Below are 22,117 nucleotides of genomic sequence, written 5' to 3'. Positions count from 1 at the left end.
ACGGCTCACGCGTACGGCCGGCCGTACCACCGAACCAGTCGCGGGCCGCGGCGGCTCGGGAGCGTTGGCGGGCCGGCCTGCGGACCCATCTTGCTTTCCGGACTGTGGTCCGTATAATCGGACCACAGTCCACTTAGGGAGCGCGCACATGATGAAGAAGGTCTTCGTGGCCGTGTCGGCCGCGATGCTGGCGGCGATCGCGACGGGATCGGCCGCCTCGGCCGCCGCCCAGGACCCGGTCACCTACCACAGCGACCACGAGAAGGGGTCCCCGTGCGAGGGCCTGGCAGGTTGCACCTACGTCCAGCTCAAGGGCGACCCGAAGAAGGGACCGTCCGAGGCCAGGTTCACCCTCAAGGCCGGCACGCCGTTCTCACCCCACTGGCACACCAGCCCCGAGCACGTGGTCGGCGTGAAGGGCACGATGCTCTGGCACGTCCAGGGACACAAGCAGACCTACCAGGTCGGCGCGGGCGACTTCCTCTACTACCCGGGCAAGGCCGTCCACTGGGGTCGCTGCGCGCCCGGCGCCGACTGCGTCTACTACGTTTTCGACGAGCTGCCCTACGACTTCCACCAGGCCACCCGCTAGACGGTCTCCCGCACCAGGTCGAGGAAGCGGGCGGTCATCGGGTGGGCGCGGTCGCGGTTCCACACCACGGCGACCTCCCACTCCGCGGCCGGGTGATCGATCGGGGTGATGACGACCGGGTGCGGCGCGACGCGGGCCGCACCCGCGGGCACGAACGCCGCTCCGACCCCGGCGGCCACCAGCGCCAGCACGGTCAGCAGATCCTGCGACTCCTGGATGACACGCGGACGGAGGTCCAGCGCCGCACAGAGCCGGTCGATCTGCCCGACCAGCCCGGGGCCCCTGTCCCGCCTCAGCTGGACGAAGTCCGCCAGGTCCGAAAGCTCGGCGCGGGAGGTCGATGCCAGGGCCAGGCGGTCGGTGCCCAGCGCCAGGCACCCCCAGGCATCGCCCGGCGGCGGGCGCATGAAGCCCAGGTCGAGCTCGCCGGTCGCGAGCCGGTCGAGCTGCTCCCTGGAGGACATGTCGTCCAGCACGAGCTGCGCCTCGGGGTGACGCCGCCTGAACGCCGCCACCAGGCGCGGCGCCAGATCGATGCTGGACAGCCCGAATCCGATCGACAACCTGCCCACCTCGCCGCGCGCCATCCTGGCCATCCGCCGGTCGAGTGCGTCGGATCGCCGCACCAGGTCCTGCGCCTCCGGCAGCAGGCTCGTCCCCAGCTCGGTCAGCGTCGCGCCGTGCCTGCCACGGCGGAACAGCCGCCCGCCGACCCTGGCCTCGAGCGACTGGATCTGCTTGGTGAGCGTCGGCTGCGTCACCAGCAGGTCCTGCGCGGCGCGCCCATAGTTGCGGTGCTCGGCCACCGCCAGGAAGGCGCGCAGCAGCCCGATATCCATTCCACGAATCTATCGGAGAACCAAAAAGATTCATTGGACGAATGGCTCGCCGCGGGGTTCTCCTGGACCGGAGACCGGCAACGAGAAAGGTGTCCCGTGGAGCAGCTGCGATGTGCGACGGTGCAGTTCGAGCACCGCCCCGACGACAAGGCCTACAACCTGGCCCAGGTGGAGAAGTACGTCGGCCAGGCCGCCGCCGACGGCGTCCAGCTGATCGCCTTCCCCGAGATGTGCCTGCTGGGGTACTGGCACCTGCGCAGGCACACCGCCGAGCGCCTGCGCGAGCTGGCCGAGCCGCTCGACGGGCCGTCCGTCACCGCCGTCCGCGACCTGGCGATCCGGTACGGCATGGCCGTGGGAGCCGGCTTCCTGGAGCTCGACGCGGAGGGCGGGCTGTTCAACAGCTACGCCGTCTGCATGCCCGACGGAGCCGTGCACCGCCACCGCAAGCTGCACGCCTTCGAGCACGAGGCGATCGGCAGCGGCGACTCCTACACCGTCTTCGACACTCCGTGGGGCGTGCGCGCCGGCATCCTCATCTGCTGGGACAACAACCTGGTCGAGAACGTCCGCGCCACCGCGCTGCTCGGCGCCTCGGTCCTCATCGCGCCGCACCAGACGGGTGGCACGGCCTCGCGCAGCCCGTACGGCATGCGTCCCGTCCCTGCCCACCTCTGGCACGAGCGGCACGAGAACCCGCAGGCGATCGAGGCCGAGCTGCGCGGGCCGAACGGGCGCGAATGGCTGATGCGCTGGCTGCCGTCCCGCGCCCACGACAACGGCCTGTTCATCGTGTTCAGCAACGGCATCGGCCAGGACGACGACGAGATCCGCACCGGCAACGCCATGATCCTCGACCCCTACGGCAGGATCATCGACGAGACCTGGTCCGCGGCCGACGCCATGATCGTCGCCGACCTCGACCTCACGCTCCTCCCGCTCTCGACGGGCCGCCGCTGGATCCAGGGCCGCCGCCCCGAGCTCTACGCCATCCTCACCCACCGCTTCGGCGACGAACGCGACCCCCGCACAGCCCGCTTCACCCCCACCCCCGTCCCCCTCCACCGCAACCCCTCAGGGACGGGGGTAGCCGGTGACGTCGCAGGGTAGGGAGCGGCTCGGCGGGCTTGGAGGGCTGGCCGTACTGGACGGGGGTTAGTTTTTGCAGGTGGTGGTGGTGGCGGTGGCGGTGGCGGCGAGGGTGTAGGCCTGTTGGACGAGGGTGGCGAGGTGGCCGGCGTCGTCCGCCTGGTTGACCGTGGCGATGAGGGAGATCTTGGTGCCGGGGGAGTAGCCCATGATCGCGCCCCAGAAGCCGGGGTGGTACCAGAGCGCGGCCTTGCCCGACCCGAGCCGCTGGATGCCGAGCCCGTAGGCCTCCTCGCCGCTCTGCCGGGTGGGCGTCAGCATCGTGTCCAGGGTCGCCCGCCTGGCGAAGACCTTGCCCTCGAACAGAGCGCGGGCGAACACCGTCAGGTCACCGGCGGTGGTGACCAGCCCGCCACCGCCGTGCGTGTCGAAGCTGGGATTCCAGCCACGGGTGTCCACGGAGCCCAGGTAGGGATGGGAGAGGGGCGCCTTGACCCGCGGCCGGTCGCGGCCCTCGAGGTAGGTGTGCTTCAGCCCGAGCGGATCGATGATCAGCGACCGGTACGCCCGGGCGAGCGGCTGCCCCGTCACCTTCTCGACCACCTTGGCGGCCAGCACGTACCCGGTGTCGGAGTAGTGGTAGCCCTTGCCCGCGGGGAAGTACGGCTTGCCGTGGCGCAGCGCCCACCCGACGAGCTCGTCCGCGGTCCACGTGCGCCGAGGGTGTGCCTGGACGGCGGCCATCCACGCCTTGTCGGTGGCGTAGTCGTAGAAGCCCGCGGTGTGGTCGAGCAACTGGCGCAGCGTGATCTTCGGGCTGTAGACCCCGATGAGCCGCGAATCCAGATATTTCCCGATCTGTTGGTTGAGGCCGAGCTTCCCCTGCTCGGCGAGCTTGAGCACCGTGACCGCGGTGAACGTCTTGCTGACGCTGGCGGCGCGGAACGCGTCCGACGGACGCAGGTCACGCCCGCCCACAGCGAACTTGCCCGCGGCGCCCGTGTAGTCGGCGCCGGGCCCGTGCACGTCGAGGATCACCCCCGGCACCGGAGGCTTGGCCGCCTTGGCGACCAGGCAGGCGAACCCGGCGTCCGCATGTGCGGGGCCCGCGATGAGCCCCGCCGCGGCGACGGCCGCGACGAGGACGCTAGTGATCCGTCGCATCGGAAACCTCCATGGGGTGCAGCTTGACCCGGGCCGCGTACGCGGCGAGGGTCACGGCGAGGACGGCGGCGAGCCCGGCCACGATCGGCAGGACTCCGGGCGAGGTGGTCACCGCGAGCAGCACGGCGACCAGCAGCACGAGCACGGCGATGCCCAGCCACGGATGGCCCCACATGCGCACGGGCCCCGGCTCGCCGCGGCCGCGCAGCCGTAGCTGGCTGACGGCGATGAAGACGTAGAGGACCAGGGTGAGCAGGCCCGAGGCGTTCAGCAGGAACGCGAAGATCTGCTCGGGAGCGATCAGGTTCGCGACCACGACCAGCGCGAGCGCGGTGACGGCGCCGGAGAGGATGGCCGGGGCAGGCACGCCCGCCGAGGTCACCCGGGACATCGCGGCCGGGGCGTCGCCGCGCTCGGCCAGCGACATGAGCATCCGCGACGAGCCGTACAGCCCCGCGTTGAGGATCGACAGCACGGCCACCAGGACGACCACGTTCATGATCGTGGCCGCGCCCGGGATGCCGAACCGGCCGATGGCCGTCGCGAACGGGCTGCCCGTGCCGTCGGTGGGGACCTGGTTCCAGGGCACGATCGTGACGATCAGCAGCACCGAGCCGACGTAGAAGATCAGCACTCGCCACACGACGCGGATGGTCGCGCGGGCCACCTCCTTGGCGGGCTCGGCGGACTCGGCGGCGGCGATGGTGACGACCTCGGCGCCGAAGTAGGAGAAGATCACGGTGATGAGCGCGGTCAGCACCGCCGCCCAGCCGTTCGGGGCGAACCCGCCGTGCGCGGTGAGCGCCGACAGCCCCACGCCGCCGCCCGGCCACAGCCCGACGAGGTACAGCACGCCGACGGCCAGGAAACCCACCACGAGCGCGACCTTCACCGACGCCAGCCAGAACTCGGTCTCGCCGAACAGCCGCACCGAGATCAGGTTCGCCCCGGTCAGCACCGCCAGCAGGACGGGCGCGCCCGCCCACACCGGCACGCCGAGCAGCTTCGCGCCCGCGACCGACTCGAAGGCGATCACGGCGACCGTGAAGTACCAGTAGCTCCATCCGACCAGGAACCCCGCCCACCGGCCCAGCGCCAGCTCCGCGTACCGCGAGAACGAGCCGCTGGTCGGGTGGGCGGCGGCCAGCTCACCGAGCATCCGCATGACCAGCACCACGACCAGGCCGCCCACGGCGTAGGCCACGACGGCGGCGGGGCCCGCCGTACCGATGACCGCGCCGCTGGAGACGAACAGGCCCGCGCCGATCACGCCGCCTAGCCCGATCATGGTCATGTGCCGTCGTTTCAGGTCGCGGCGCAGCGTTGTCACGGGTGCTCCCTTAACCGGTCGTAGTCATGGGGCGCGTCCAGCAGATGCTTGGCGATCCGCTCGGACGGGGTCATCGGGAACTCCTCGACGAAGCTCACGTAGCGCGGCACCTTGAACCCGGCCAGCCGCTCGGCCACGAACGCCACCAGCTCGGCCGCCGTCACAGGCCCGGCGGCCAGCACGTACGCCTTGACCTCCTCGCCGCGCAGCTCGTCCGGCACGCCGACCACCGCGGCGGCCTCGACGGCGGAATGACGCGCGAGCACGGCCTCCACCTCGGCGGCGGCCACGTTCTCCCCGCCGCGCCTGATCATGTCCTTGCGCCTTCCTGCGAGGTGCACGTGGCCGCGCTCGTCGAGGCGGGCCAGGTCGCCGGTGTGCAGCCAGCCGTCGCGGATCTTGTCCGGCTGCGCGCCGTTCCAGTAGCCGAGCATCATCGGCTCGCCGCGCACCAGCAGCTCGCCGTCCACGACCCGGACCTGCTTGCCGCGTACGGCCCGCCCCACGGCGCCGCTGCCCACGCTCGCCCCGTCGCCGATCGGCACGGCCAGGTCCACTCCGGTCTCCGTCGATCCGTACGCCTCCCGCCACGGCGCACCCCACCGCTCCTCCAGTACGGCGTGCAGCTCGGGCACGATTCCGGAGCACAGCACGAGCCGGACCCGGTTGGCCCTGTCGAGCGGATCGGCGGGCTGCTTGAGCAGGTAGACGGGCATCGTGCCGAGCACGTAGAAGAACGTGACGCCGTGCTCGCGCACCGACCGCCAGAACGTGGTGGCCGAGAAGCGGGGGAGCACCACCAGCGGGATGCCCGCCATCAGGCACAGCACCGTGTTCCACTGCGGGTCCATGTAGGAGAACGGCTGCGCGGTCAGGTCCACGTCGCCCTCGCGCACGTCCGCGATCTCGGCGGCCAGCTCGGCCAGCCGTAGCCAGTAGCCGTGGGTGAGCATGCAGCCCTTGGGGAAGCCGGTGGTGCCCGAGGTGTACTGCAGGTTGACCAGGTCATCGGGACCCAGGTCCGGCAGCGGGAAGTCGTCGGGAGCGGCGGCGAGCTCGGCCGTGGCATCGAAGGCGTCCTGACCCACGGCGGCCACGGCTTCGACTACGCCAGGGGCCTCGCGCAGCCGCGGGTCGAGCAGGCCGACCGTGACGCCCGCGGCGCGCAGGTCTGCGGCGGCCTCCGGGGTGCCGGCCAGCGCCAGCCGCGCCCCCGAGTCGCCGATCACGTGCGCGATGTCGGCACTGCGGTATCCGGCGTTCAAGGGAACGGCCACCGCCCCGAGCTTGGCGATCGCCAGCCAGGCGACAGGGAAGCCGATCCCGTTGGCCAGCATCACCGCCACCCGGTCGCCCCGCTCGACGCCGTGCGCGCGCAGCACCCCGGCCAGCCGGTTGGTCAGCGACTCCACCTCGCCGACTGTGGTCGTGGCGCCGTCGAACACGAACAGCGGCCGGTCGCCCGCCTGCCGCGCCCGCTCGCGCAGCAGGTGCCCGAGGCTTGTCACGACCGGGTGGCCAGGTCGAACATGGCGGTCAGCTCCGCCGCGCACTCGGGCAGGTCGATGGCCTGCGCGTCGAACACCCACTGGAGCATCACGCCGTCGATCGCGCCCTGGATGGTGGCGGCCATCGTGCGCGGGGTGAACGCGCGGAACTCGCCACTGTCCTGGCCCGCCTTCAGGATGCCCTCCAGGTGGCGGCGGCAGGGGTCGTAGGCGGTGGCGTTGAAGGCGCGCTTGGCCTCGACCGTGCCGAAGCTGCCCCAGATGTCGACCATCGCGGCGAAGTTCTCCCTGTGCTCGGCCATGAAGGCGAAGCTCGCCTCGATGTAGGCCCTGAGCCTGTCCTGCGCGGTGTCCGCGCGCTCCACCCAGCCCTTGATGAACTGGTTCGACTCGCGCAGCAGGGCGTTGATGACCTCGCTGATCAGCTCGTCCTTGCCGGCGAAGTGGTAGGAGATGACGCTCTTGGCGATGCCCACCTCGCCCGCGATCCTGGCCAGCGACGCCTGCGCCAGCCCCTCTTTGGCGATGGTGGTGATGGCGCACTCGACGATCTGCCTGCGCCGCGCTTCCTCGGTGAACGTCCGCTTCCGGCCCTCTGGCTCAACTTTCGACCGCATGGCCGAAATCTAGAACATGCGGCCGCCAGGTGGCAAGAGTCTGCGCCTGAGGTCGGCTTGAAGTTCGGACTACGAACGAATATGGTTCGTGGAACGAACTTCAAGAGGGGTGCGTCATGAGAGTTGTGATCATTGGTGGCGGGTACGGCGGGGCCAGCGCGGCCAAGGCCCTGGACGGGGAGACCGACGTCGTGCTCATCGAGCCCAAGGACGCCTTCGTGCAGAACGCGGCGTCGTTGCGGGCCCTGGTGCGGCCGGAATGGGCGGACAACCTGTTCTTCCCGTATGACCGGTTGATGGAGCGCGGCCGGGTGATCAGGGAGCGGGCCGTCTCGGTGGACCCCGGGGGCGTGGTGCTGGCCTCGGGGGCGCGGGTGGAGGCCGACTTCCTGGTGCTCGCCACCGGTTCCGGCTATCCGTTCCCGTTCAAGTTCGACACCGACTCCTCGGGGCACGCCCGGCGGCGGCTGCTCGAGCTGAACGCCGGCCTCGCGGCGGCAGGCCGGGTGCTGATCGCCGGGGCCGGTCCGGTCGGGCTCGAGCTGGCGGGCGAGATCAAGGTGGTCTGGCCGGACAAGCACGTCGTCATCGTCGACCCGCAGCCGGAGCTGATGCCCGGCTTCGCCGCCGAGATGCGCGAGGATCTGCGCGGCCAGCTCGACGCGCTCGGCGTGGAGCTGCGGCTGGGCGCCTCGTACGGCACGCCGCCCGTGGAGCCGGGCGTCGCCGCGCCGTTCACCGTGGGGCCCGTCTCCGCCGACATCTGGTTCCGCGCCCACGGCGTCAGCGTCAACACCGGCTACCTGGGTGACGAGCTGGCCACCGTACTGACGCCACAGGGGCACATCAGGGTGACCGAGCACCTCAGCGTGGCGGGGCACGAGCACGTCTACGCCATCGGCGACATCACCGACCTCGCCGAGGCCAAGATGGCCGGCAACGCGATGCGGCACGCCGAGGTCGTGGCGGAGAACATCCTGGCCCAGGTGCGCGGGGAGCGGCCCGCCGCGACCTACCGGCCCTCGGAGGTGCCCTTCGTGCTGCTGCCGCTCGGCCCGAGCGGCGGCGTCGGGCAGCTGCCCTCACCCGACGGGCCTGTCGTGCTGCCCGCGCGCGAGGTCGCGGAGTACAAGGGGGCGGATCTGTTCACCGGCCGCTTCTCCGCGCTGTTCGGCCTGGAGAGCAAGGCGGCCGCGTGAGCCGTCACTGAGGAGGGTCGAGGAAGACCGTGGGCACGTTGTTGTCCTGGACCACGCGGGCCAGCAGCCCGGCGAGCGTCGCGCGCTCCGCGCCGTCCAGCCCGGCGGGGAGCGTGTCGATGCGGCGGCAGGTCTCGGTGTAGAACGCCTCGGCCAGCTCGCTGCCCTGCTCGGTGAGCCCGACCCGGACCGCGCGGCGGTCCCTCGGGTCCGGCTCGCGCCGCACCAGGCCGCGCTGGGCGGTGCGGTCGACCAGCTCGGTGAGACTGGACTTGGCCAGCCCCAGCGTCGCGCCCAGCTCGCTCATCCCGTACGCCTGTGCCATCAGCACGCACAGCAGCTGCCCCTGCTGGGGCGTCAGCCCGTACTCCCTGGCCGATTCCGTGTACACGGAGTTGATCAGGAACGACGACCGCACCAGCGCGGTGACGACTCCCATGCTCTCCTCGACCTTGCCCATCCCCTTACCCTACCTTGTAGTTCGCCCGCCGAACTAACCCCCTTTGGGGCGAATGGTCTAGTATCAGTCCTTATGTTCGACGACCTCGATCCCGATGTCCTGAGGCGGCGCCCCGGAGTGAAGTGGTCCGCTGTCGCGCCAGGCGTGCTGCCGGCCTGGATCGCGGACATGGACTTCCCTGTTCCGCAGGCGGTGCGCGACGTGCTCGCCGGCAGCGACGACCTGGGCTATCCCGCCTGGGACGACCAGCCGTGGCTGAACCCGCTCAGGGACGCCTTCGCCGAGCGGATGAAGAGCCGCTACGACGCCACCTTCGACCCCGCGCACGTCCGCCTGTTCACCGAGCTGATCCAGTCGCTGCAGGTCACCCTGCACCTGGCCACCAAGCCGGGCGACGCCGTGGCCATCCACACCCCGGCCTACCCGCCGTTCCTGCAGACGCTGCAGGACATGGGGCGGCGGCTGGTCCCCATCCCGATGCTCGACGACGGCGACGGCTGGGGGTTCGACCCCGAGCGGCTGGCCGCCGACGTGGCACGGCACGACTGCCGGGCGCTCATCCTGGTCAACCCGCACAACCCGACCGGACGGGTGTTCTCCAGGGACGAGCTGGCGGTCGTCGCCGAGGTCGCCGAGCGCCACGACCTGGTGGTCATCTCGGACGAGATCCACTCCGACCTCACCCACGACCCGCACCGGCACATCCCGTTCGCCGCGTTGGGCCCCGAGGCGGCCGGCCGTACCGTGACGATGACGTCGGCGAGCAAGGCGTTCAACCTGGCGGGGCTGCGCTGCTCGGTCGCCCACCTCGGGGACGCGCGGGTCCGCGAGGCGCTGGCCGCGCAGCCGCCGCTGCTGTTCGGCGAGGTCAGCTCGCTGAGCGTGCTCGCCACGCTGGCCGCCTGGCGTGAGGGCGACGGCTGGCTCGCCGAGGTCCGCGCCACCCTGGACAGGAACCGCCGCCTGATCGCCGCATCCCTGCCCGCCGGGGTGCGCCACCATCTGCCGGAGGCCACCTACCTGGCCTGGCTGGACTTCCGCGGCCTGGATCTCGGCCCGGACCCGGCCGCGCACCTCCTCGAGCGTGCGAACGTCAAGCTCAGCAGCGGGCCCTCCTTCGGCCCGGGCGGAGGGGGCTACGCCCGTCTCAACTTCGCTACTTCGGGTCCGATCCTTCAGGAGATGCTCCACCGGCTACGGCAAGCCATCGCGTGAACGCCTCCCGCACATCGCCGGAGGCGCAGGCCAGCGCGCCAGGGTCGGGGTCGGCGGGTGTGACGTGCGGGAAGTGGATGACGACGTCGAAGGCCTCCAGCGGGTTCTGGTCGACGTAGAGCTCGCCGGCGCCGCCCCGCTGCCTGGTGACGGCGCGGACGGCCTCGGCGTCGGCGGGTGACAGGCGGCGCAGGTCAAGGGCGAACAGGCCGTCGTGCCTGGCGGCCATGAAGGCGTCGAGGCTGCCGGGCTCGGGCGCCTGGGTGGGGACGAAGAGGGTGCCGGTGTAGAAGTCGGGGTTCGCGTTGAGGATCTGGCCCGTGCCCGTGGTCGTGCCGATGACCAGGTAGTCGTCGCCCAGCCGGTCGGCCAGGTGAGCGCCGAGCATCGTCACGGGGGACGTCCCTGGCATGGCGAGGGGCGTGCGCTGGACGTGGCCGTTGTGGGCGCCGAGCACGATCCGGCCTTCCTTGCGGAGGATCCACTCGAGCGTGTCGGCCATGGCGGCGTCGCGGATGAGCATCATCGACTCGCGGTCGCCGTCGGGCAGCCGCCGGCAGAACGCGTCCAGGTCGACCGTGACGCGCATCGCTCGCAGCGCCCGCTCATAGGCCTCGGCGCCGGTGCGCCGGACATAGGCAAGGCGGTGGCCGGTCAGGCGGGCGGACAGGTCGGCCAGGCCCGCCGTCAGCGCGTCCCTGGCCTCGGGGGCGAGCTTGCCGTACCCCTCCATGGCCGTGGCGACCGAGAACGCGGACGGCGCGGCGGTGGACGAGGCCGTCTCCCTGATGGCCGGGTCGGGCTGGAAACCGGGGTCGGCTTCGGCCAGGTAGGCGAGCACGGCGTCGAGCCCCGGCAGCATGGACACCATCGAGCCCGGCAGGTCGACCCCGTAGAAGCCGAGATCGCCGCGCTCGCGCATCCACCGCAGCTGGTCGCCGGTCTGCGTCCACATCCCCATCAGGGACGTCATGCCCTCGGCCAGCGCCCGGCCGAGCTCGCCTTCGCCGCCTCTGACCCAGCGGTCGACCTGCCACCCCTCGGGGAACCCCGACTCCATCGCGTAGGCGCCGAAGCCGTGCCGCTCCACCAGGTAGCGCAGTACGCGGTGCCGCAGCTGGAGGTACTCGCGGTTGTAGTGCGCGCTCTCGCCGAACGCCACCACCCGGGCGTCGCCGATCACCTCGTCCAGCCACCCCAGGTCGTCCAGCGGCGCGGCCGGGTCCAGCGTGTCCAGCGGAAAGATCATGTCGCTCTCCTTCTTGTGCTTTCCCAACTTTGGGAATGGTACCAAATATGGGATCGTAGGTCTGTGGACACCCTCGATCTGCTCCTGCACCCGGTGCGGCTGCGCATCGTGCACGCCCTGTCGAGCGGGGAGACCCGCACGACGTCCGAGCTGTGCGAGCACCTGCCCGATGTCCCCAAGACCACCGTGTACCGGCACGTCGGCCTGCTCGCGGAGGCGGACGTGCTGGAGGTGGCCGACGAGCAGCGCGTGCACGGCGCCGTCGAACGCCACTACCGGCTGCGCAGGGACCGCACGAAGATCGACGACGAGGCCACCGCGTCGATGTCACTGGACGACCACCGCCGCGGATTCGCCGCCGCCATGGCCAGCCTGCTCGCCGAGTTCAACGCCTACCTGGACACGGAGGGGGCCGACCCACTCGCCGACAAGGTGGGCTATCGGCAGGGCGTCGTCTGGCTCAGCCCCGACGAGGTCGACGACATGGTCGCCGAACTGGGGGCCCTGCTCGCCGCGAAATGGCGCAACGAGCCCGCTCCTGGCCGCAGCCCCCACCTGTTGAGCGCGATCTTCTTCCCCACGCCGTCGAATTCGTGAGGTCTCGCTCGCGATTGAGTACGAGAAGGCGATCGCGCCGGCTGAAAACGACGCCGGGCGCGCCTTTCTGGCATCGCGATTCGACACCAACTGAGTAGGGGATACTCATGCCCTGGCCAGGTGACGCGTCTAGTGTCCGGGCTGATGCCAGGAGGCGAGATGCGGGCCGCGAGCGTGATCGTGTTGCTGGCCGCGATGGTGATCGGCTCGGCGGTGCCCGCACGGGCCACGCCGACGCCCGCCCCGTCCTGCCCGACGCTGGAGGAGTGGCGGAGCACCACCCACGACGGCAACGCCGGGGGGCCCGTCCCCAACGTCATGGGCATGACCCGTGACGCCGCGGTCGCCGCGCTGGCGCAGGCCGGGTTCGACACCGAGTCGCGGCCTTCCGAGGCCGGCAGCGACTGGAAGGTGAGCGACCAGACCCCGACCAGCGAGGAGCAGGCCGACTGCGGCTCCACCGTGACCATCGACCTGGCGGCATCCACGGTCACGGTCCCCGACGTCGTAGGCCAGCCCCAGGACCAGGCCGAGCAGACGATCCGCGACGCCGGGCTCGAACCGTCCGTGGCCTCGGGCGAGGCGGCCGATCCGCACGTGGTGGCCTCGCAGGACCCCGCCGCCGGCACCAAGGTCGACCCCGGCAGCACGGTCACGCTCCAGCTGCGCGCCCCGACGCCGACCGGCGTCACGGTCCCCGATCTCAGCGGGCTCAGCGAGAGCACGGCACGCAAGCGGCTCGAGGACCTGGGCCTCACGCTCGTCGTCGGCAGCGGCTCCACGGGCGAGATCAGCGCTCAGGACCCGTCGCCCGGCACCGTCGTCGACCGCGGCAGCTCGGTCACCGTCACGCTCACCCCGGGCCCCGAGCCCTCGCCCTCGCCCTCGTCGGACTCATCCACCCCAGAGATCACTCCCTCCGAGACCGGCTCGTCGACCTCGTTGCCGCCGCCGTGGCTCCTGCTCCCGCTCCTGCTCTTGGGCCTGGTCGTGGTCGTCTGGGGACTGCGCCGTGCCCGCCGTCCGGCTCGGCGCACCGCTCCGGTCTCCGTGGTGTGCGTGCCGTACGCCGACCTCAACCCGCGCGTGGAGGTCCGCGAGCCGTCACTCAGCATCGACTTCGTCTGTCACCACGACCAGGGCCGCCAGGAGATCAGGGAGATCGTACGGTGACCGCATCCTTCACCACTCACCCCAGCACGGCCGACCTGCTGCTGAACGCCGACCCGAGCCAGGTGGTCGAGGAACTGGCGCGCGCCGTGGACGTCGGCCGGGTCGTGGACGAGCTCAGCCGCCGGGTCCAGGCGCCACCCGGCGACCTGGTGCGCAAGGCCGCCATGGCGAGCGGCGAACTGCTGCAAGGCATCGACCTGGGCACGGTCCTGCTGAACGGCTGGTCCACGTACCGCGCCCTGCGCGCCGCGGCTCGCAGGACCCTCGACAACCCCGGCACAGGCCAGATGGTGCCGCTCCTGGAGCACGAGATCGTCTCCCACCACGACCCCTACGTCGAGGTCCAGGTCAACGGCCAACCGGTCCACCGCCTCACGCTCGGCGTCGACCTGAAGCTGAAACTCGCCCTGGTCCAGGCCAGCATCCGCAACGGCCGCCTGATGCGCCTGACGGCCGGCACCTGCACCGCCTCTCTCGCCTGCTCCATGCAGGGCATCGAACTGGCCGGCAGGGACCTCGTGCAGGTCGAGCTTCCCATCAACCGCGACCTGGGCGAGGGCATCCCCTTGCTACGCGATGCGAGGACCGCCCACTGACGGGGGCCCTCAGGACGCTTCGATGGCCCCGCCCGGGCAGACAGCGGCCGCTTCGCGGACCGCCGTGTGCAGGTGCTCGGCGGGCTCGGCTTCCAGCAGGACGACGATGCCGTCGTCGTCACGCTGGTCGAAGACGTCGGGCGCGATCAGCACGCACTGACCGGCGCCGCAGCACTTGCCCTCGTCCACCGTCACCCTCATCGCGCTCACCACCGCACCGGGACTTCGCTGAGTCCGCCCACGACCAGGCCGTCCACCCGCCGCAGCTCGTGCGCGGGGACGGCCAGCTCCAGCGTCGGCAGCCTGCGCAGCAGCACCTCCAGCACGACCTGCAGCTCCGTGCGGGCCAGCGCCTGACCCAGGCAGGAGTGCGCCCCCGAGCCGAAGGCCAGGTGCGGGTTGGGGGAGCGGCTCAGATCCATCTCGGCAGCGCCGTCGAAGACGCCGTCGTCCCTGTTGGCCGCGGCCATGTTGCAGATCACGGTGGTGCCGCCAGGCAGCGTGGTCCCGGCGATCTCGATCTCCTCGCCGATGTAGCGCGGCAGGCCGAAGCCCGCGTTGGCGTCGAACCGCAGCGCCTCCTCCACCGCCGTGCGCACCAGCGACCTGTCGGCCAGCAACCGCTCCCACCGGGCGCGGTCGGCCAGCAGCATCGACACCATCTTGCCGATCATGTTGGCGGTGGTCTCGTGCCCGGCCACCAGCAGGCCCATCCCGGTGGCCAGCAGCTCGGCGTCCGACAGCTCGCCGCCCTTGATCAGCTCGCTGAGTAGGTCCTCGCCCGGGTTCGCGCGTACGGCGGCCACGTGCTCGGACATGTACGCCACGAACTCCGCCTGCGCGGCCTCCACCTCGGCCTGGCCGTACCTGGTGAGGTTGAGCAGCGCGTCGGACCAGTAGGCGAACCTGTCGCGGTCGGCGGCGGGCACGCCGAGCAGGTCGCAGATCACGTACACCGGCAGCGGGAAGCCCAGGCAGGCCTTGAGGTCGGCGGGCCGGCCGCGCTTGACCATGTCGTCGACGAGCTGGTCGGCCATCCGCTCCATCGGGGCCCGGAGCATGGTCATGCGCTTGGCGGTGAACCACTTGCCGACCTGGCGGCGCCACCGCTGGTGTCCCTCGCCACCGTCGGGGATCACCTGGGACATCTCATTGTTGAACACCCCGCCCGAGTCGGTGTCGGACAGGCGGGCCGCGTCGTCCGCGTCGAGCCGCCGGGTGAAGCGCGGGTCGGCCAGCACCCGCTTGACGTCCTCGTAGCGGGTCAGCAGCGACGCCTCGTCGCCGCTGGGCAGCCTGACCTTGGCGACCGGGCATTCCTGGCGCAGCCGCGCCCACTCGGTGGGCGGGTCGAGCGCCGCGTCGCCGGGGATCGGATAGTCAACGCTCATCCTCAGTCCTTCCCGCGCTTTGCCTACATGTGTAGCTTAACCTACATGTGTAGGGAACAGTACAATGAGTGATGTGACCAGCGGAGATCGGCGCGTACGGCGCACCCAGGAGACCCTGCAGCGTGCGCTGATCGACCTCGTCGACGCCCAGGACCTGTCCCGCATCAGCGTCGCCGACGTCGTCGAGCGGGCCGGGGTCAGCCGCTCCACGTTCTACGACCACTACCGCGACGTGCACGAGCTGGCCGAGGTCGCGTGCACCACGATGATCGACACCCTGATCGACTCCATGCCCAGGCCGAGCGGCGACGCGACGCACTCGCTGCTGGCCTTCTTCGCCCACCTCGCCGAGCACGCGGGCCTCTACCGCAGCCTGCTCGGGCCGCAGGGCAGCGCGCGCGTCATCGACCACGTACGGCGGCGCGCCATGGTGGGCAGCTACCGTGGAGCCCGCGGCATCACGGACCCGTCCGAGGGCATTCCGCACGACGTGCCGGCCGCCTTCACCGCGGGGGCGCTCATCGGGGTGGCGACCGACTGGCTGCAGCGTGGCTGCCCGCGCACGCCCGCCGAGATGGCCGCCCTGACCTGGCCGCTCCTGGCCGCCCTCTACCCGGACGGCGCGCGTCCGGCTTCGCTCCACCCGTAGGAGTACCTAACAGTAGGTACAGTCCGGATATGGCAACACGGGACACACTCATCGAGGCGACGTCCGAGCTGCTGTGGGAGCGGGGATACTCCGGGACGAGCCCGGCGATGATCCAGAAGCGCGCCCACGCCGGCCAGGGCAGCATGTACCACCACTTCTCCGGCAAGGCCGACCTGGCCACCGCGGCCATGACGCACTCCGCCGACCTGCTCCGCCAGACGGCCGAGGCCACGCTGGGCACGGGGGAGACGGCGATCGAGCGGGTGACGGCCTACCTGGACATGGAGCGTGACCCTCTGGCCGGATGCCGGATCGGCCGGCTGGTCCAGGACGCCGACATCGTCGACGACCAGACACTGCGCCTGCCCGCGGCCGAGTTCTTCGCCTGGCTGGTCGAGCGCATCACCCAGGTGTTCACCGAGGGCGTCGAACGCGGCGAACTGCGCCCCGACGTCGACGCGCGGGCGGCCGCGTCGCTCGTGGTCGCCTCCGTCCAGGGCGCCTACGTGCTCGCCCGCGCCCTGGAGGACCCGGCGAGCTTCGCACGCGCGATGGACGCCGCCAAGCAGGCGGTCCGCGCCCTGTCCCACGGCACGGTCGCCTGACCTCATCCGATGAATCATTAAGTAGAGTGGTGATCAGCCACCTGTTGACCTTCTCCTGCGCGCTATTCATCCTATGTGTGGGGGAGCGTCGAGAGAATGGATCTTCAGGTGGAGTTATCCCGACGGGGCTTCCTGGCGGCCGCCGCCCTGAGCCTCCCCATCGTGGCGCGACCGGCCGCGGCGGCGACGCTGAGCCGTACGCAGGTGATCGCCGACACGCGGCGGGCGGCCGACTACTGGCTGAGCCGGCCCCCGATGTACGGCAACGACAACAACTGGCAGAACGCCACCCTGCACAGCGGCATGATGGCCTGCTACCGGCTCACCCAGGATCCGCGCTACCTGGCCTTCACGCGCGGCTGGGCGCAGGCCCACGACTACCAGCTGATGGCCGACGTGAGCAGCAAGCCGTACAACGCCGACCATCAGGCCGCCGCACAGGTCTACCTGGACCTGTACGCGCTGGACGCGCAGCCGCACTACCTCGAGGCGACGATGAGCCGGGTGACCGCGCAGATCGCCAGCGGCTCCAGCCAGTACTGGACCTGGGTGGACGCGCTGCACATGGGGATGCCGGTGTACGCCCGCCTCGGCTACACCGACTACCTCTACGCCTCCTACACCTACACCAAGTCCCGCGTCAGCCGCCGGCTCGGGCTGTGGGACCAGCAGCGGCGGCTGTGGTGGCGTGACGCGAACTACGTGCGCACGTCCACGTACTGGTCGCGCGGCAACGGCTGGGCTGTCGCCGCGCTGGCCAAGACGCTGGGCGCGGTGCCCGGTCAGCCCGACTACACCGACACGCTCCGTGCGATGGCCGCCGCCCTCGTTCCGCTGCAGCGTTCCGACGGCTTCTGGAACGCGAGCCTGACCGACCCGATCAACTACGCGGGTCCCGAGACCAGCGGCACCGCCTTCTTCACCTACGGCCTGGCCTGGGGGATCAACCACGGCCTGCTGGATCCGACCGTCTACCGGCCGGTCGTGGAGCGGGCCTGGCAGGGACTGGTGACCGTCGCCCTGCGCTCCGACGGGCTCCTCGGCTACGTCCAGGGCCCGGGCGCCAGGCCCAGCGATCACTACCCATGGAGCGCCACGGACACCGACGCGTTCGGCGTCGGCGCCTTCCTCCTCGCGGGAAGCGAAGTCGCGAACCTGTAACTCTGCTGGACAAGCCGTCGTCGCGGTATCCCGAGGTCAGGTTCTGCTGCGTGCGGGCGAAGGCCTGCCGGATACGGAGAACAGGCGGGTGGAGGCGTCGTCGAGGGCGATGCGGACCGCGCCCATCACCACCGACTCGTCAGCCAGTGTGGACGCCTCCACCCGGACAGGGAACAGGCACAGACGGTCCAGCTCGGCGCGCAGCGGCTCGATCAGGCTCTCCTTGGCGTGGGCGAGCCCGCCGCCGATGACGACCGCGTCCGGATCCACGGTCAGGACCGTGGCGGCGATGCCGGTGGCGAAGTCGCCGATGAACTCGGCGGTGTAGGCGCCGTCCCGCGTCGCCGTGCCCCGCTCGATGCGCTCGAGCGCGGCGAACCAGCCGCTCCTGGCCAGGACGCCGATCTCGCCGGCGGCGCCGTGGCGGCCGCTGTGGATGCGGCCGCCGATCAGCAGGCCGACGCCGATGCGGCGGCCCGCCAGGATGTAGGCGACGTCCTCGACGTCCTGGGCGGCGCCCCGCCACTGCTCGGCCAGCGCGGCGAGGTTGCAGTCGTTGCCGACCACGACCGGCGCGTCGCCGATCACCGCGAGCTCGGCGCGCAGGTCGACGCCGGTCCAGCCCGGCAGGTCGGCGCTGAGGGCGACGACGCCGTCCCCGCCCACGATGCCGGTGGTCGCCACGCCGACGGCGACCACGTCGCGCTGCGCCACGCGGGCGCACCTGACGGCCCGGCGCAGCGCCTCGCGCGCCGCGTCGAGCCGCTGCCGTGGCGGCAGTTCCGGGTCGACGTCGATCCTGTGACTGCCGCGCGGGCGGCCGAGCAGGTCGGCGCACCAGGCGAGGATCTTGTGGCCGCCGATGTCGATGCCCGCCACGAAGGCGCCGTCCGCGCGGAACGCGTAACGCTTGGCGGGCCGCCCGACAGGCCGGGGGCCCGCCATTTCATCGGATGTCTCGATCGCGAGCCCTGCCGTCACGATGGCGAGCGCGGCCTCCTCTGCGGTCGGCCTGGACACTCCTGAGCGTTCGGCCAGCTCTGTGAGGGTGAGGCTGGAGCCGGCCGCCGCGTAGAGCGCGTGGAGCACTTCCGCATTGATCCGATGAATGGGTGATCGAAGTCTTGACGACACAGATGGAGGGTGTCACACTTCCGGCAATTATTAAAGAAACTCCAAAATTAATGGAGGCACAAGTGCGCCAAGCAGGGACGTTAGCCGCAGCAGTCCTGGTGGCCGGAGCACTCACGCTGACCCCGGCACCGGCGAGCGCCGCCCCCGTGGGCGACGTCGCCGCCGGCTACCTGACGATCGAGCTCGACCCCACCGGAACCGTCACCGGCCTGCGCGACTCCAGGACCGGCGCCGACCACCTCGCGAACGGCAAGTCCGCCTCCCTGCTCAGCCTGGTGATCGACGGCAGGCAGGAGCGGCCGACCAAGGTCACCCGTACCCGGCGCGACCTGCTCACCTTCAGCGGCGAGCACTTCACGGTCGAAGTCAAGGTCCAGGGCAAGCCCGGCTACACGACCCTGGAGGCGACCAGGATCGAGGCCACCGGCGACGTGCAGACCCTGCTGTGGGGCCCGCTGGCCACCTCCATCACCAAGACCATCGGCGAGACCGTCGGCGTGGTCCGCGACGACGCCTTCGCGGTCGGCCTGCGCTCGCTGACCGACAGGACCGAGGGCGCCTGGCCGCAGGAGTACCAGCAGTTCGGCTGGGAGAGCGAGGTCGAGGACAACCCCTCCAGGCTGCAGGTCGCCCCGCACGAGGAGTGGAGCGCCGCCGGCAAGACCGGCTGGGGCTCGGTGCTGCGCGCCTTCACCTACGACTACACCAAGGAACGCGATCGCAGGAATCTCGGCGGCCACCCCATCCCGGTCGGCCCGCTCCCCGGCGACGACGGAAAGATCGCCGGATCCAAGGTCGCGCTCTTCGGAGCCTCGCCCGAGCTCACGCCCACGGTCCTGTCGAACATCGCCAAGGACGAGGGCCTGCCGTATCCGACGCAGAACGGGCAGTGGCAGAAGAGCGCGCAGGCCAGCAGCCAGTCCTTCCTCGTGCTCGGCGACCTGCGGACCGACACGATCCCCGCGGCGGCAGGCTTCGCCAAGGCAGCCGGGATCGGCTACGTGTACTCCCTGCCCAACGCCGTCGGGCCGTGGCAGACGACGGGCCACTACCAGTTCAACTCCAGCCTCGGCGGCAGCGACGCCGCCGCCGCGCAGGCGGTCGAGCTCGCCAAGAACAACGGTGTACGGCTCGGCGTGCACACCATCTCCGACTTCGTCAGCACCAACGACCGCTACGTGAGCCCGGCGCCCGCCGACCCGAGGCTCGCGACCGCGCAGCGCGCCACGCTGACCCGCCCGCTCGCCCCCGGCGACACCACCCTGTACCTTGACTCCAACGCGCCCTTCGCGCCCGGGCTGTACAACACGCTGCTGCGGGTGGGCGACGAGTTCATCGGCTACGGATCCGTCCAGCAGTCCGGCGGCGAATGGGTGGTGACCGGGTTGCGCCGCGGCCAGTGGAGCTCGGCCGCCGCCGCTCACGCCAAGGGCGACCGCGCCGCCCGCGTGATCGTCAACAGCTACGGCGGGCCCATCGGCGGCGTGGGCATCATCGACGAGATCGCCACCCGCCTGGCCACCGCCTGGAACGGCACCGGCATCCTGGCCAACTCCTACGACGGCGTGGAGTCCGCCTCGGAGTCCGGCTGGGGCTCGTACGGCCAGGCCAGGCTTGTGAACGGCACCTACCGCCAGACCACCGCCAAGGACGGCCACATCACCGAGACGAGCCGCATGACCTCCAACACCTGGGACGCGCTCACCCGGGCCAGCTGGGGCGAGGTCGGCGTGACCACCATGAACCAGGTCTTCATCAACAACGAGTTCTACCGGGCCAACTTCCTGCCGGGCATGCTCGGCTGGATCAGCCTGCGCGGCTCGGAGAGCCTGCTGAGCGTGGAGGGCAAGCTGGCGCGCGGCGCCGGGCTGAACGCGGGCGCCGGCTTCCAGACCTCGGTGTCCAGCCTCAACGCGGGTGGCGAGAACGGCAAGCGGGTGCTGGACGCGATCAAGCAGTGGGAGACCGCGCGCAACCTCGGCGCCTTCACCGAGGAGCAGCGGGCGCGCTTCCGCGACCAGTCGACCAACTGGCATCTCACGGTCGTCGAGCCCGGCAAGCAGTGGTCGCTGCAGGAGCTCGACGCCGCCGGCAACCCCATCGGCTCGCCGCAGCCCGTCGCCGTGCCTACCCCGCGGCTGGCCACCACCTCGCTGCCCCAGGCGAGCCTGCACCGGCTCTACGAGGCGAAGGTCACCACGAACACCCCGGCCACCGTCAGGTACGAGGTGACCGCCGGCGCCCTGCCCAAGGGCCTGACCCTCAACCAGGACACGGGCGGCATCATCGGCACCCCGGTGCGCGCCGAGCGAGCCGCCTTCACCATCACGGCCCGCAGCACGGACGGCCAGCCGGCCGCCCAGGCCGGTTACGAGCTGACCGTCCGCCCCTGACGCAACCGTGCCGTGGCCGCCGGCCCGCCGCGGGCGGCCACGCACCCAAGGCGACGCCTGGACCAGGCGCGACGTTCGCCGCATCACCGGGTTCTCCAGAAGAAGCCGCTGGTCCGTTTTTCCTGGTTGAGCCTTGGGCTAACGCTGGTGGCCGGGGATATCCGATTCGCGCTGTAATCAGATCATCTACGCGGAATCGGGGGACCGCTCATGCTCGGAGCACTGCTGGGAACCGCTTGGATGCTGTTCGGTCCGCTGGCCATCTACGCCTTCGTGCGCGGACCCAACCTCAACCGTGCCGCCGCGGTGGCCGCGTTCGTCCTGCTGGAAATGGCCACCGTGGCGTACACCTAGGTCAGGCTTCTAGGTCAGGGCCATGCCCATCTTGGCGGCGCCCGACACGATGCGCGCGGTGCCGACCACCGGCGCGATCGCGACCAGGGTCCCGCGGACCTTCTCGAGCGGCACGCCGAATTTCTCCGCCACTCCCAGGTTGAGCAGGTAGGACGTCTCCGAGGCGTCCAGGGTGACCAGCGCGGCCAGCCGTACCAGCATGTAGGTCTCGGGATCGAGTCCCGAGCGTTCCATCGTGTCCACCGTCATCTGGGTGAGTGTTTCCAGCACGTCGCCGTCACCCTGTGCCAGTGCCTCGAGGTCTTCCACGGCTTTCTCCTTCATCCGGTCGCGCCCTTCGGTGCGCTGAGGAGGCCGTACATGATCAGGACAGAGAGCGCGATGCAGAGCAGCGCCCAGATCGGGTACGCGGCCATGAACGCGAACTGCCCGAGCATCGCCAGCCCCGCCAGGGCTACGCCCGCCCACCGGGCCCACATCTGACCGGCCAGGATGCCGATGCCGACGCCCACCTGGATCAGACCGATGATGAGCCAGATCCAGCCCCAGGTCGTGTAGTCGAACACCAGGAGCCTGCCCCCGGGCGTCACGTAGTAGGTCTCCTTGAACAGGGCGATGATGCCTTCGATGATGTTGAAGATCCCGAGCACGATGCCGAGCGTGCCGGCGAATCCCAACCAGCCCGAGCGGCTCGGGACACTCGACCTATACGGTGAAGCAGACGTCGCCATTGCCGACCCCTCTCTAGGTATATGTCGGATTCCCTTGCCTTTGATCGGAGACGCCCTGGCTCATCTAAAAA

The 22,117-nt window shown here is 70.9% G+C and carries 24 protein-coding genes; 12 read left to right on the top strand and 12 right to left on the bottom strand.

Going from position 1 to position 22,117, the window contains the following annotated elements; translation table 11 throughout:
* The first annotated feature begins 148 nt into the window (after positions 1-148).
* Positions 149-592: a cupin domain-containing protein gene (locus tag ACIBHX_RS30805; protein ID WP_397070821.1), complete on the top strand. Its 444-nt coding sequence runs from the start codon at positions 149-151 to the stop codon at positions 590-592.
* On the opposite strand, the gene ACIBHX_RS30800 is transcribed toward ACIBHX_RS30805, so the two are convergent.
* Positions 589-1,431 carry a LysR family transcriptional regulator gene (locus ACIBHX_RS30800; protein ID WP_397070820.1) on the bottom strand — a complete coding sequence of 281 codons (843 nt, stop codon included), beginning with the start codon at positions 1,429-1,431 and terminating at the stop codon, positions 589-591. The two genes, ACIBHX_RS30805 and ACIBHX_RS30800, sit on opposite strands and share 4 nt — an antisense overlap.
* 96 nt (positions 1,432-1,527) lie before the next feature.
* On the opposite strand from ACIBHX_RS30800, the gene ACIBHX_RS30795 reads away from it, so the two are divergent.
* Positions 1,528-2,541 carry a nitrilase family protein gene (locus ACIBHX_RS30795; RefSeq protein WP_397070819.1) on the top strand — a complete coding sequence of 338 codons (1,014 nt, stop codon included), beginning with the start codon at positions 1,528-1,530 and terminating at the stop codon, positions 2,539-2,541.
* Between the two features lie 45 nt (positions 2,542-2,586).
* On the opposite strand, the gene ACIBHX_RS30790 is transcribed toward ACIBHX_RS30795, so the two are convergent.
* From ACIBHX_RS30790 to ACIBHX_RS30775, 4 genes are read right to left on the bottom strand one after another with little or no spacing between them, the layout of a single operon-like run.
* A complete protein-coding gene (locus ACIBHX_RS30790; protein ID WP_397070818.1) occupies positions 2,587-3,684 on the bottom strand; it encodes a serine hydrolase domain-containing protein in 1,098 nt (365 codons plus the stop codon).
* Complete coding sequence (locus tag ACIBHX_RS30785) at positions 3,668-5,014, bottom strand: amino acid permease (protein WP_397070817.1); 1,347 nt, start codon at positions 5,012-5,014, stop codon at positions 3,668-3,670. The genes ACIBHX_RS30790 and ACIBHX_RS30785 overlap by 17 nt, the downstream gene beginning before the upstream one ends.
* Positions 5,011-6,522 (bottom strand): AMP-binding protein, encoded by a 1,512-nt coding sequence (locus ACIBHX_RS30780; protein WP_397070816.1) that lies wholly within the window; start codon positions 6,520-6,522, stop codon positions 5,011-5,013. The genes ACIBHX_RS30785 and ACIBHX_RS30780 overlap by 4 nt, the downstream gene beginning before the upstream one ends.
* Positions 6,519-7,139 carry a TetR/AcrR family transcriptional regulator gene (locus ACIBHX_RS30775; protein ID WP_397070815.1) on the bottom strand — a complete coding sequence of 207 codons (621 nt, stop codon included), beginning with the start codon at positions 7,137-7,139 and terminating at the stop codon, positions 6,519-6,521. Before ACIBHX_RS30775 ends, ACIBHX_RS30780 begins: the two co-directional genes overlap by 4 nt.
* A gap of 116 nt (positions 7,140-7,255) precedes the next feature.
* Between ACIBHX_RS30775 and ACIBHX_RS30770 the strand changes: the two genes are divergently transcribed.
* A complete protein-coding gene (locus ACIBHX_RS30770) occupies positions 7,256-8,338 on the top strand; it encodes an NAD(P)/FAD-dependent oxidoreductase (protein ID WP_397070814.1) in 1,083 nt (360 codons plus the stop codon).
* 4 nt (positions 8,339-8,342) lie between these two features.
* On the opposite strand, the gene ACIBHX_RS30765 is transcribed toward ACIBHX_RS30770, so the two are convergent.
* Positions 8,343-8,798 (bottom strand): MarR family winged helix-turn-helix transcriptional regulator, encoded by a 456-nt coding sequence (locus ACIBHX_RS30765; RefSeq protein ID WP_397070813.1) that lies wholly within the window; start codon positions 8,796-8,798, stop codon positions 8,343-8,345.
* A gap of 72 nt (positions 8,799-8,870) precedes the next feature.
* On the opposite strand from ACIBHX_RS30765, the gene ACIBHX_RS30760 reads away from it, so the two are divergent.
* A complete protein-coding gene (locus ACIBHX_RS30760) occupies positions 8,871-10,013 on the top strand; it encodes a MalY/PatB family protein (protein WP_397070812.1) in 1,143 nt (380 codons plus the stop codon).
* Here the strand turns inward: ACIBHX_RS30760 and ACIBHX_RS30755 are convergent.
* Positions 9,955-11,262 (bottom strand): erythromycin esterase family protein, encoded by a 1,308-nt coding sequence (locus ACIBHX_RS30755; RefSeq protein WP_397070811.1) that lies wholly within the window; start codon positions 11,260-11,262, stop codon positions 9,955-9,957. The two genes, ACIBHX_RS30760 and ACIBHX_RS30755, sit on opposite strands and share 59 nt — an antisense overlap.
* 63 nt (positions 11,263-11,325) lie before the next feature.
* Between ACIBHX_RS30755 and ACIBHX_RS30750 the strand changes: the two genes are divergently transcribed.
* The 3 genes from ACIBHX_RS30750 to ACIBHX_RS30740 all read left to right on the top strand — a co-directional run bounded on the left by ACIBHX_RS30750 (position 11,326) and on the right by ACIBHX_RS30740 (position 13,628).
* Positions 11,326-11,859, top strand: a complete 534-nt coding sequence (locus ACIBHX_RS30750; RefSeq protein WP_397070810.1) for a helix-turn-helix domain-containing protein — start codon at positions 11,326-11,328, stop codon at positions 11,857-11,859.
* Positions 11,860-11,979: 120 nt separating this feature from the next.
* On the top strand, positions 11,980-13,032 hold the full coding sequence (locus ACIBHX_RS30745; protein WP_397070809.1) for a PASTA domain-containing protein: 1,053 nt from the start codon (positions 11,980-11,982) through the stop codon (positions 13,030-13,032).
* A complete protein-coding gene (locus ACIBHX_RS30740) occupies positions 13,029-13,628 on the top strand; it encodes a hypothetical protein (protein WP_397070808.1) in 600 nt (199 codons plus the stop codon). The genes ACIBHX_RS30745 and ACIBHX_RS30740 overlap by 4 nt, the downstream gene beginning before the upstream one ends.
* 9 nt (positions 13,629-13,637) lie before the next feature.
* Here the strand turns inward: ACIBHX_RS30740 and ACIBHX_RS30735 are convergent, their stop codons facing one another.
* Together ACIBHX_RS30735 and ACIBHX_RS30730 are read right to left on the bottom strand one after the other, a co-directional pair.
* The gene (locus ACIBHX_RS30735; protein WP_397070807.1) at positions 13,638-13,829 is read right to left on the bottom strand and encodes a ferredoxin; all 192 of its coding nucleotides are present in this window, start codon (positions 13,827-13,829) and stop codon (positions 13,638-13,640) included.
* Positions 13,830-13,834: 5 nt separating this feature from the next.
* On the bottom strand, positions 13,835-15,019 hold the full coding sequence (locus ACIBHX_RS30730; protein WP_397070806.1) for a cytochrome P450: 1,185 nt from the start codon (positions 15,017-15,019) through the stop codon (positions 13,835-13,837).
* Between the two features lie 64 nt (positions 15,020-15,083).
* On the opposite strand from ACIBHX_RS30730, the gene ACIBHX_RS30725 reads away from it, so the two are divergent.
* The 3 genes from ACIBHX_RS30725 to ACIBHX_RS30715 all read left to right on the top strand — a co-directional run bounded on the left by ACIBHX_RS30725 (position 15,084) and on the right by ACIBHX_RS30715 (position 17,434).
* Positions 15,084-15,668, top strand: a complete 585-nt coding sequence (locus tag ACIBHX_RS30725; protein ID WP_397070805.1) for a TetR/AcrR family transcriptional regulator — start codon at positions 15,084-15,086, stop codon at positions 15,666-15,668.
* Between the two features lie 29 nt (positions 15,669-15,697).
* The gene (locus tag ACIBHX_RS30720; protein WP_397070804.1) at positions 15,698-16,273 is read left to right on the top strand and encodes a TetR family transcriptional regulator C-terminal domain-containing protein; all 576 of its coding nucleotides are present in this window, start codon (positions 15,698-15,700) and stop codon (positions 16,271-16,273) included.
* Positions 16,274-16,381: 108 nt separating this feature from the next.
* Complete coding sequence (locus tag ACIBHX_RS30715) at positions 16,382-17,434, top strand: glycoside hydrolase family 88 protein (protein ID WP_397070803.1); 1,053 nt, start codon at positions 16,382-16,384, stop codon at positions 17,432-17,434.
* Between the two features lie 36 nt (positions 17,435-17,470).
* Here the strand turns inward: ACIBHX_RS30715 and ACIBHX_RS30710 are convergent, their stop codons facing one another.
* Complete coding sequence (locus ACIBHX_RS30710) at positions 17,471-18,523, bottom strand: ROK family protein (RefSeq protein WP_397070802.1); 1,053 nt, start codon at positions 18,521-18,523, stop codon at positions 17,471-17,473.
* A gap of 107 nt (positions 18,524-18,630) precedes the next feature.
* Between ACIBHX_RS30710 and ACIBHX_RS30705 the strand changes: the two genes are divergently transcribed.
* Together ACIBHX_RS30705 and ACIBHX_RS30700 are read left to right on the top strand one after the other, a co-directional pair.
* The gene (locus ACIBHX_RS30705; RefSeq protein ID WP_397070801.1) at positions 18,631-20,961 is read left to right on the top strand and encodes an Ig domain-containing protein; all 2,331 of its coding nucleotides are present in this window, start codon (positions 18,631-18,633) and stop codon (positions 20,959-20,961) included.
* Positions 20,962-21,171: 210 nt separating this feature from the next.
* Positions 21,172-21,315: a hypothetical protein gene (locus tag ACIBHX_RS30700; protein WP_397070800.1), complete on the top strand. Its 144-nt coding sequence runs from the start codon at positions 21,172-21,174 to the stop codon at positions 21,313-21,315.
* Positions 21,316-21,324: 9 nt separating this feature from the next.
* Here ACIBHX_RS30700 and ACIBHX_RS30695 read toward each other — a convergent pair whose 3' ends face one another.
* Positions 21,325-21,624: a hypothetical protein gene (locus ACIBHX_RS30695; RefSeq protein ID WP_397070799.1), complete on the bottom strand. Its 300-nt coding sequence runs from the start codon at positions 21,622-21,624 to the stop codon at positions 21,325-21,327.
* An 11-nt stretch (positions 21,625-21,635) separates the two neighbouring features.
* Complete coding sequence (locus tag ACIBHX_RS30690; protein ID WP_397070798.1) at positions 21,636-21,965, bottom strand: hypothetical protein; 330 nt, start codon at positions 21,963-21,965, stop codon at positions 21,636-21,638.
* Positions 21,966-22,117 lie beyond the last annotated feature (152 nt).

Origin of the sequence: Nonomuraea sp. NPDC050536 (assembly GCF_044457685.1) — a bacterium.
GTDB lineage: Bacteria > Actinomycetota > Actinomycetes > Streptosporangiales > Streptosporangiaceae > Nonomuraea.
This window is presented reverse-complemented; position numbering and strand designations above follow the sequence as displayed.

Excerpts from the sequence above, each read along its gene's own strand:
- ACIBHX_RS30790 (WP_397070818.1), bottom strand. The coding sequence starts at position 3,684 with ATGCGACGGATCACTAGCGTCCTCGTCGCGGCCGTCGCCGCGGCGGGG.
- ACIBHX_RS30735 (WP_397070807.1), bottom strand. The coding sequence starts at position 13,829 with ATGAGGGTGACGGTGGACGAGGGCAAGTGCTGCGGCGCCGGTCAGTGC.
- ACIBHX_RS30765 (WP_397070813.1), bottom strand. The coding sequence starts at position 8,798 with ATGGGCAAGGTCGAGGAGAGCATGGGAGTCGTCACCGCGCTGGTGCGG.
- ACIBHX_RS30760 (WP_397070812.1), top strand. The coding sequence starts at position 8,871 with ATGTTCGACGACCTCGATCCCGATGTCCTGAGGCGGCGCCCCGGAGTG.
- ACIBHX_RS30700 (WP_397070800.1), top strand. The coding sequence starts at position 21,172 with ATGCTCGGAGCACTGCTGGGAACCGCTTGGATGCTGTTCGGTCCGCTG.
- ACIBHX_RS30800 (WP_397070820.1), bottom strand. The coding sequence starts at position 1,431 with ATGGATATCGGGCTGCTGCGCGCCTTCCTGGCGGTGGCCGAGCACCGC.
- ACIBHX_RS30725 (WP_397070805.1), top strand. The coding sequence starts at position 15,084 with ATGAGTGATGTGACCAGCGGAGATCGGCGCGTACGGCGCACCCAGGAG.
- ACIBHX_RS30720 (WP_397070804.1), top strand. The coding sequence starts at position 15,698 with ATGGCAACACGGGACACACTCATCGAGGCGACGTCCGAGCTGCTGTGG.
- ACIBHX_RS30805 (WP_397070821.1), top strand. The coding sequence starts at position 149 with ATGATGAAGAAGGTCTTCGTGGCCGTGTCGGCCGCGATGCTGGCGGCG.
- ACIBHX_RS30755 (WP_397070811.1), bottom strand. The coding sequence starts at position 11,262 with ATGATCTTTCCGCTGGACACGCTGGACCCGGCCGCGCCGCTGGACGAC.
- ACIBHX_RS30770 (WP_397070814.1), top strand. The coding sequence starts at position 7,256 with ATGAGAGTTGTGATCATTGGTGGCGGGTACGGCGGGGCCAGCGCGGCC.
- ACIBHX_RS30775 (WP_397070815.1), bottom strand. The coding sequence starts at position 7,139 with ATGCGGTCGAAAGTTGAGCCAGAGGGCCGGAAGCGGACGTTCACCGAG.
- ACIBHX_RS30730 (WP_397070806.1), bottom strand. The coding sequence starts at position 15,019 with ATGAGCGTTGACTATCCGATCCCCGGCGACGCGGCGCTCGACCCGCCC.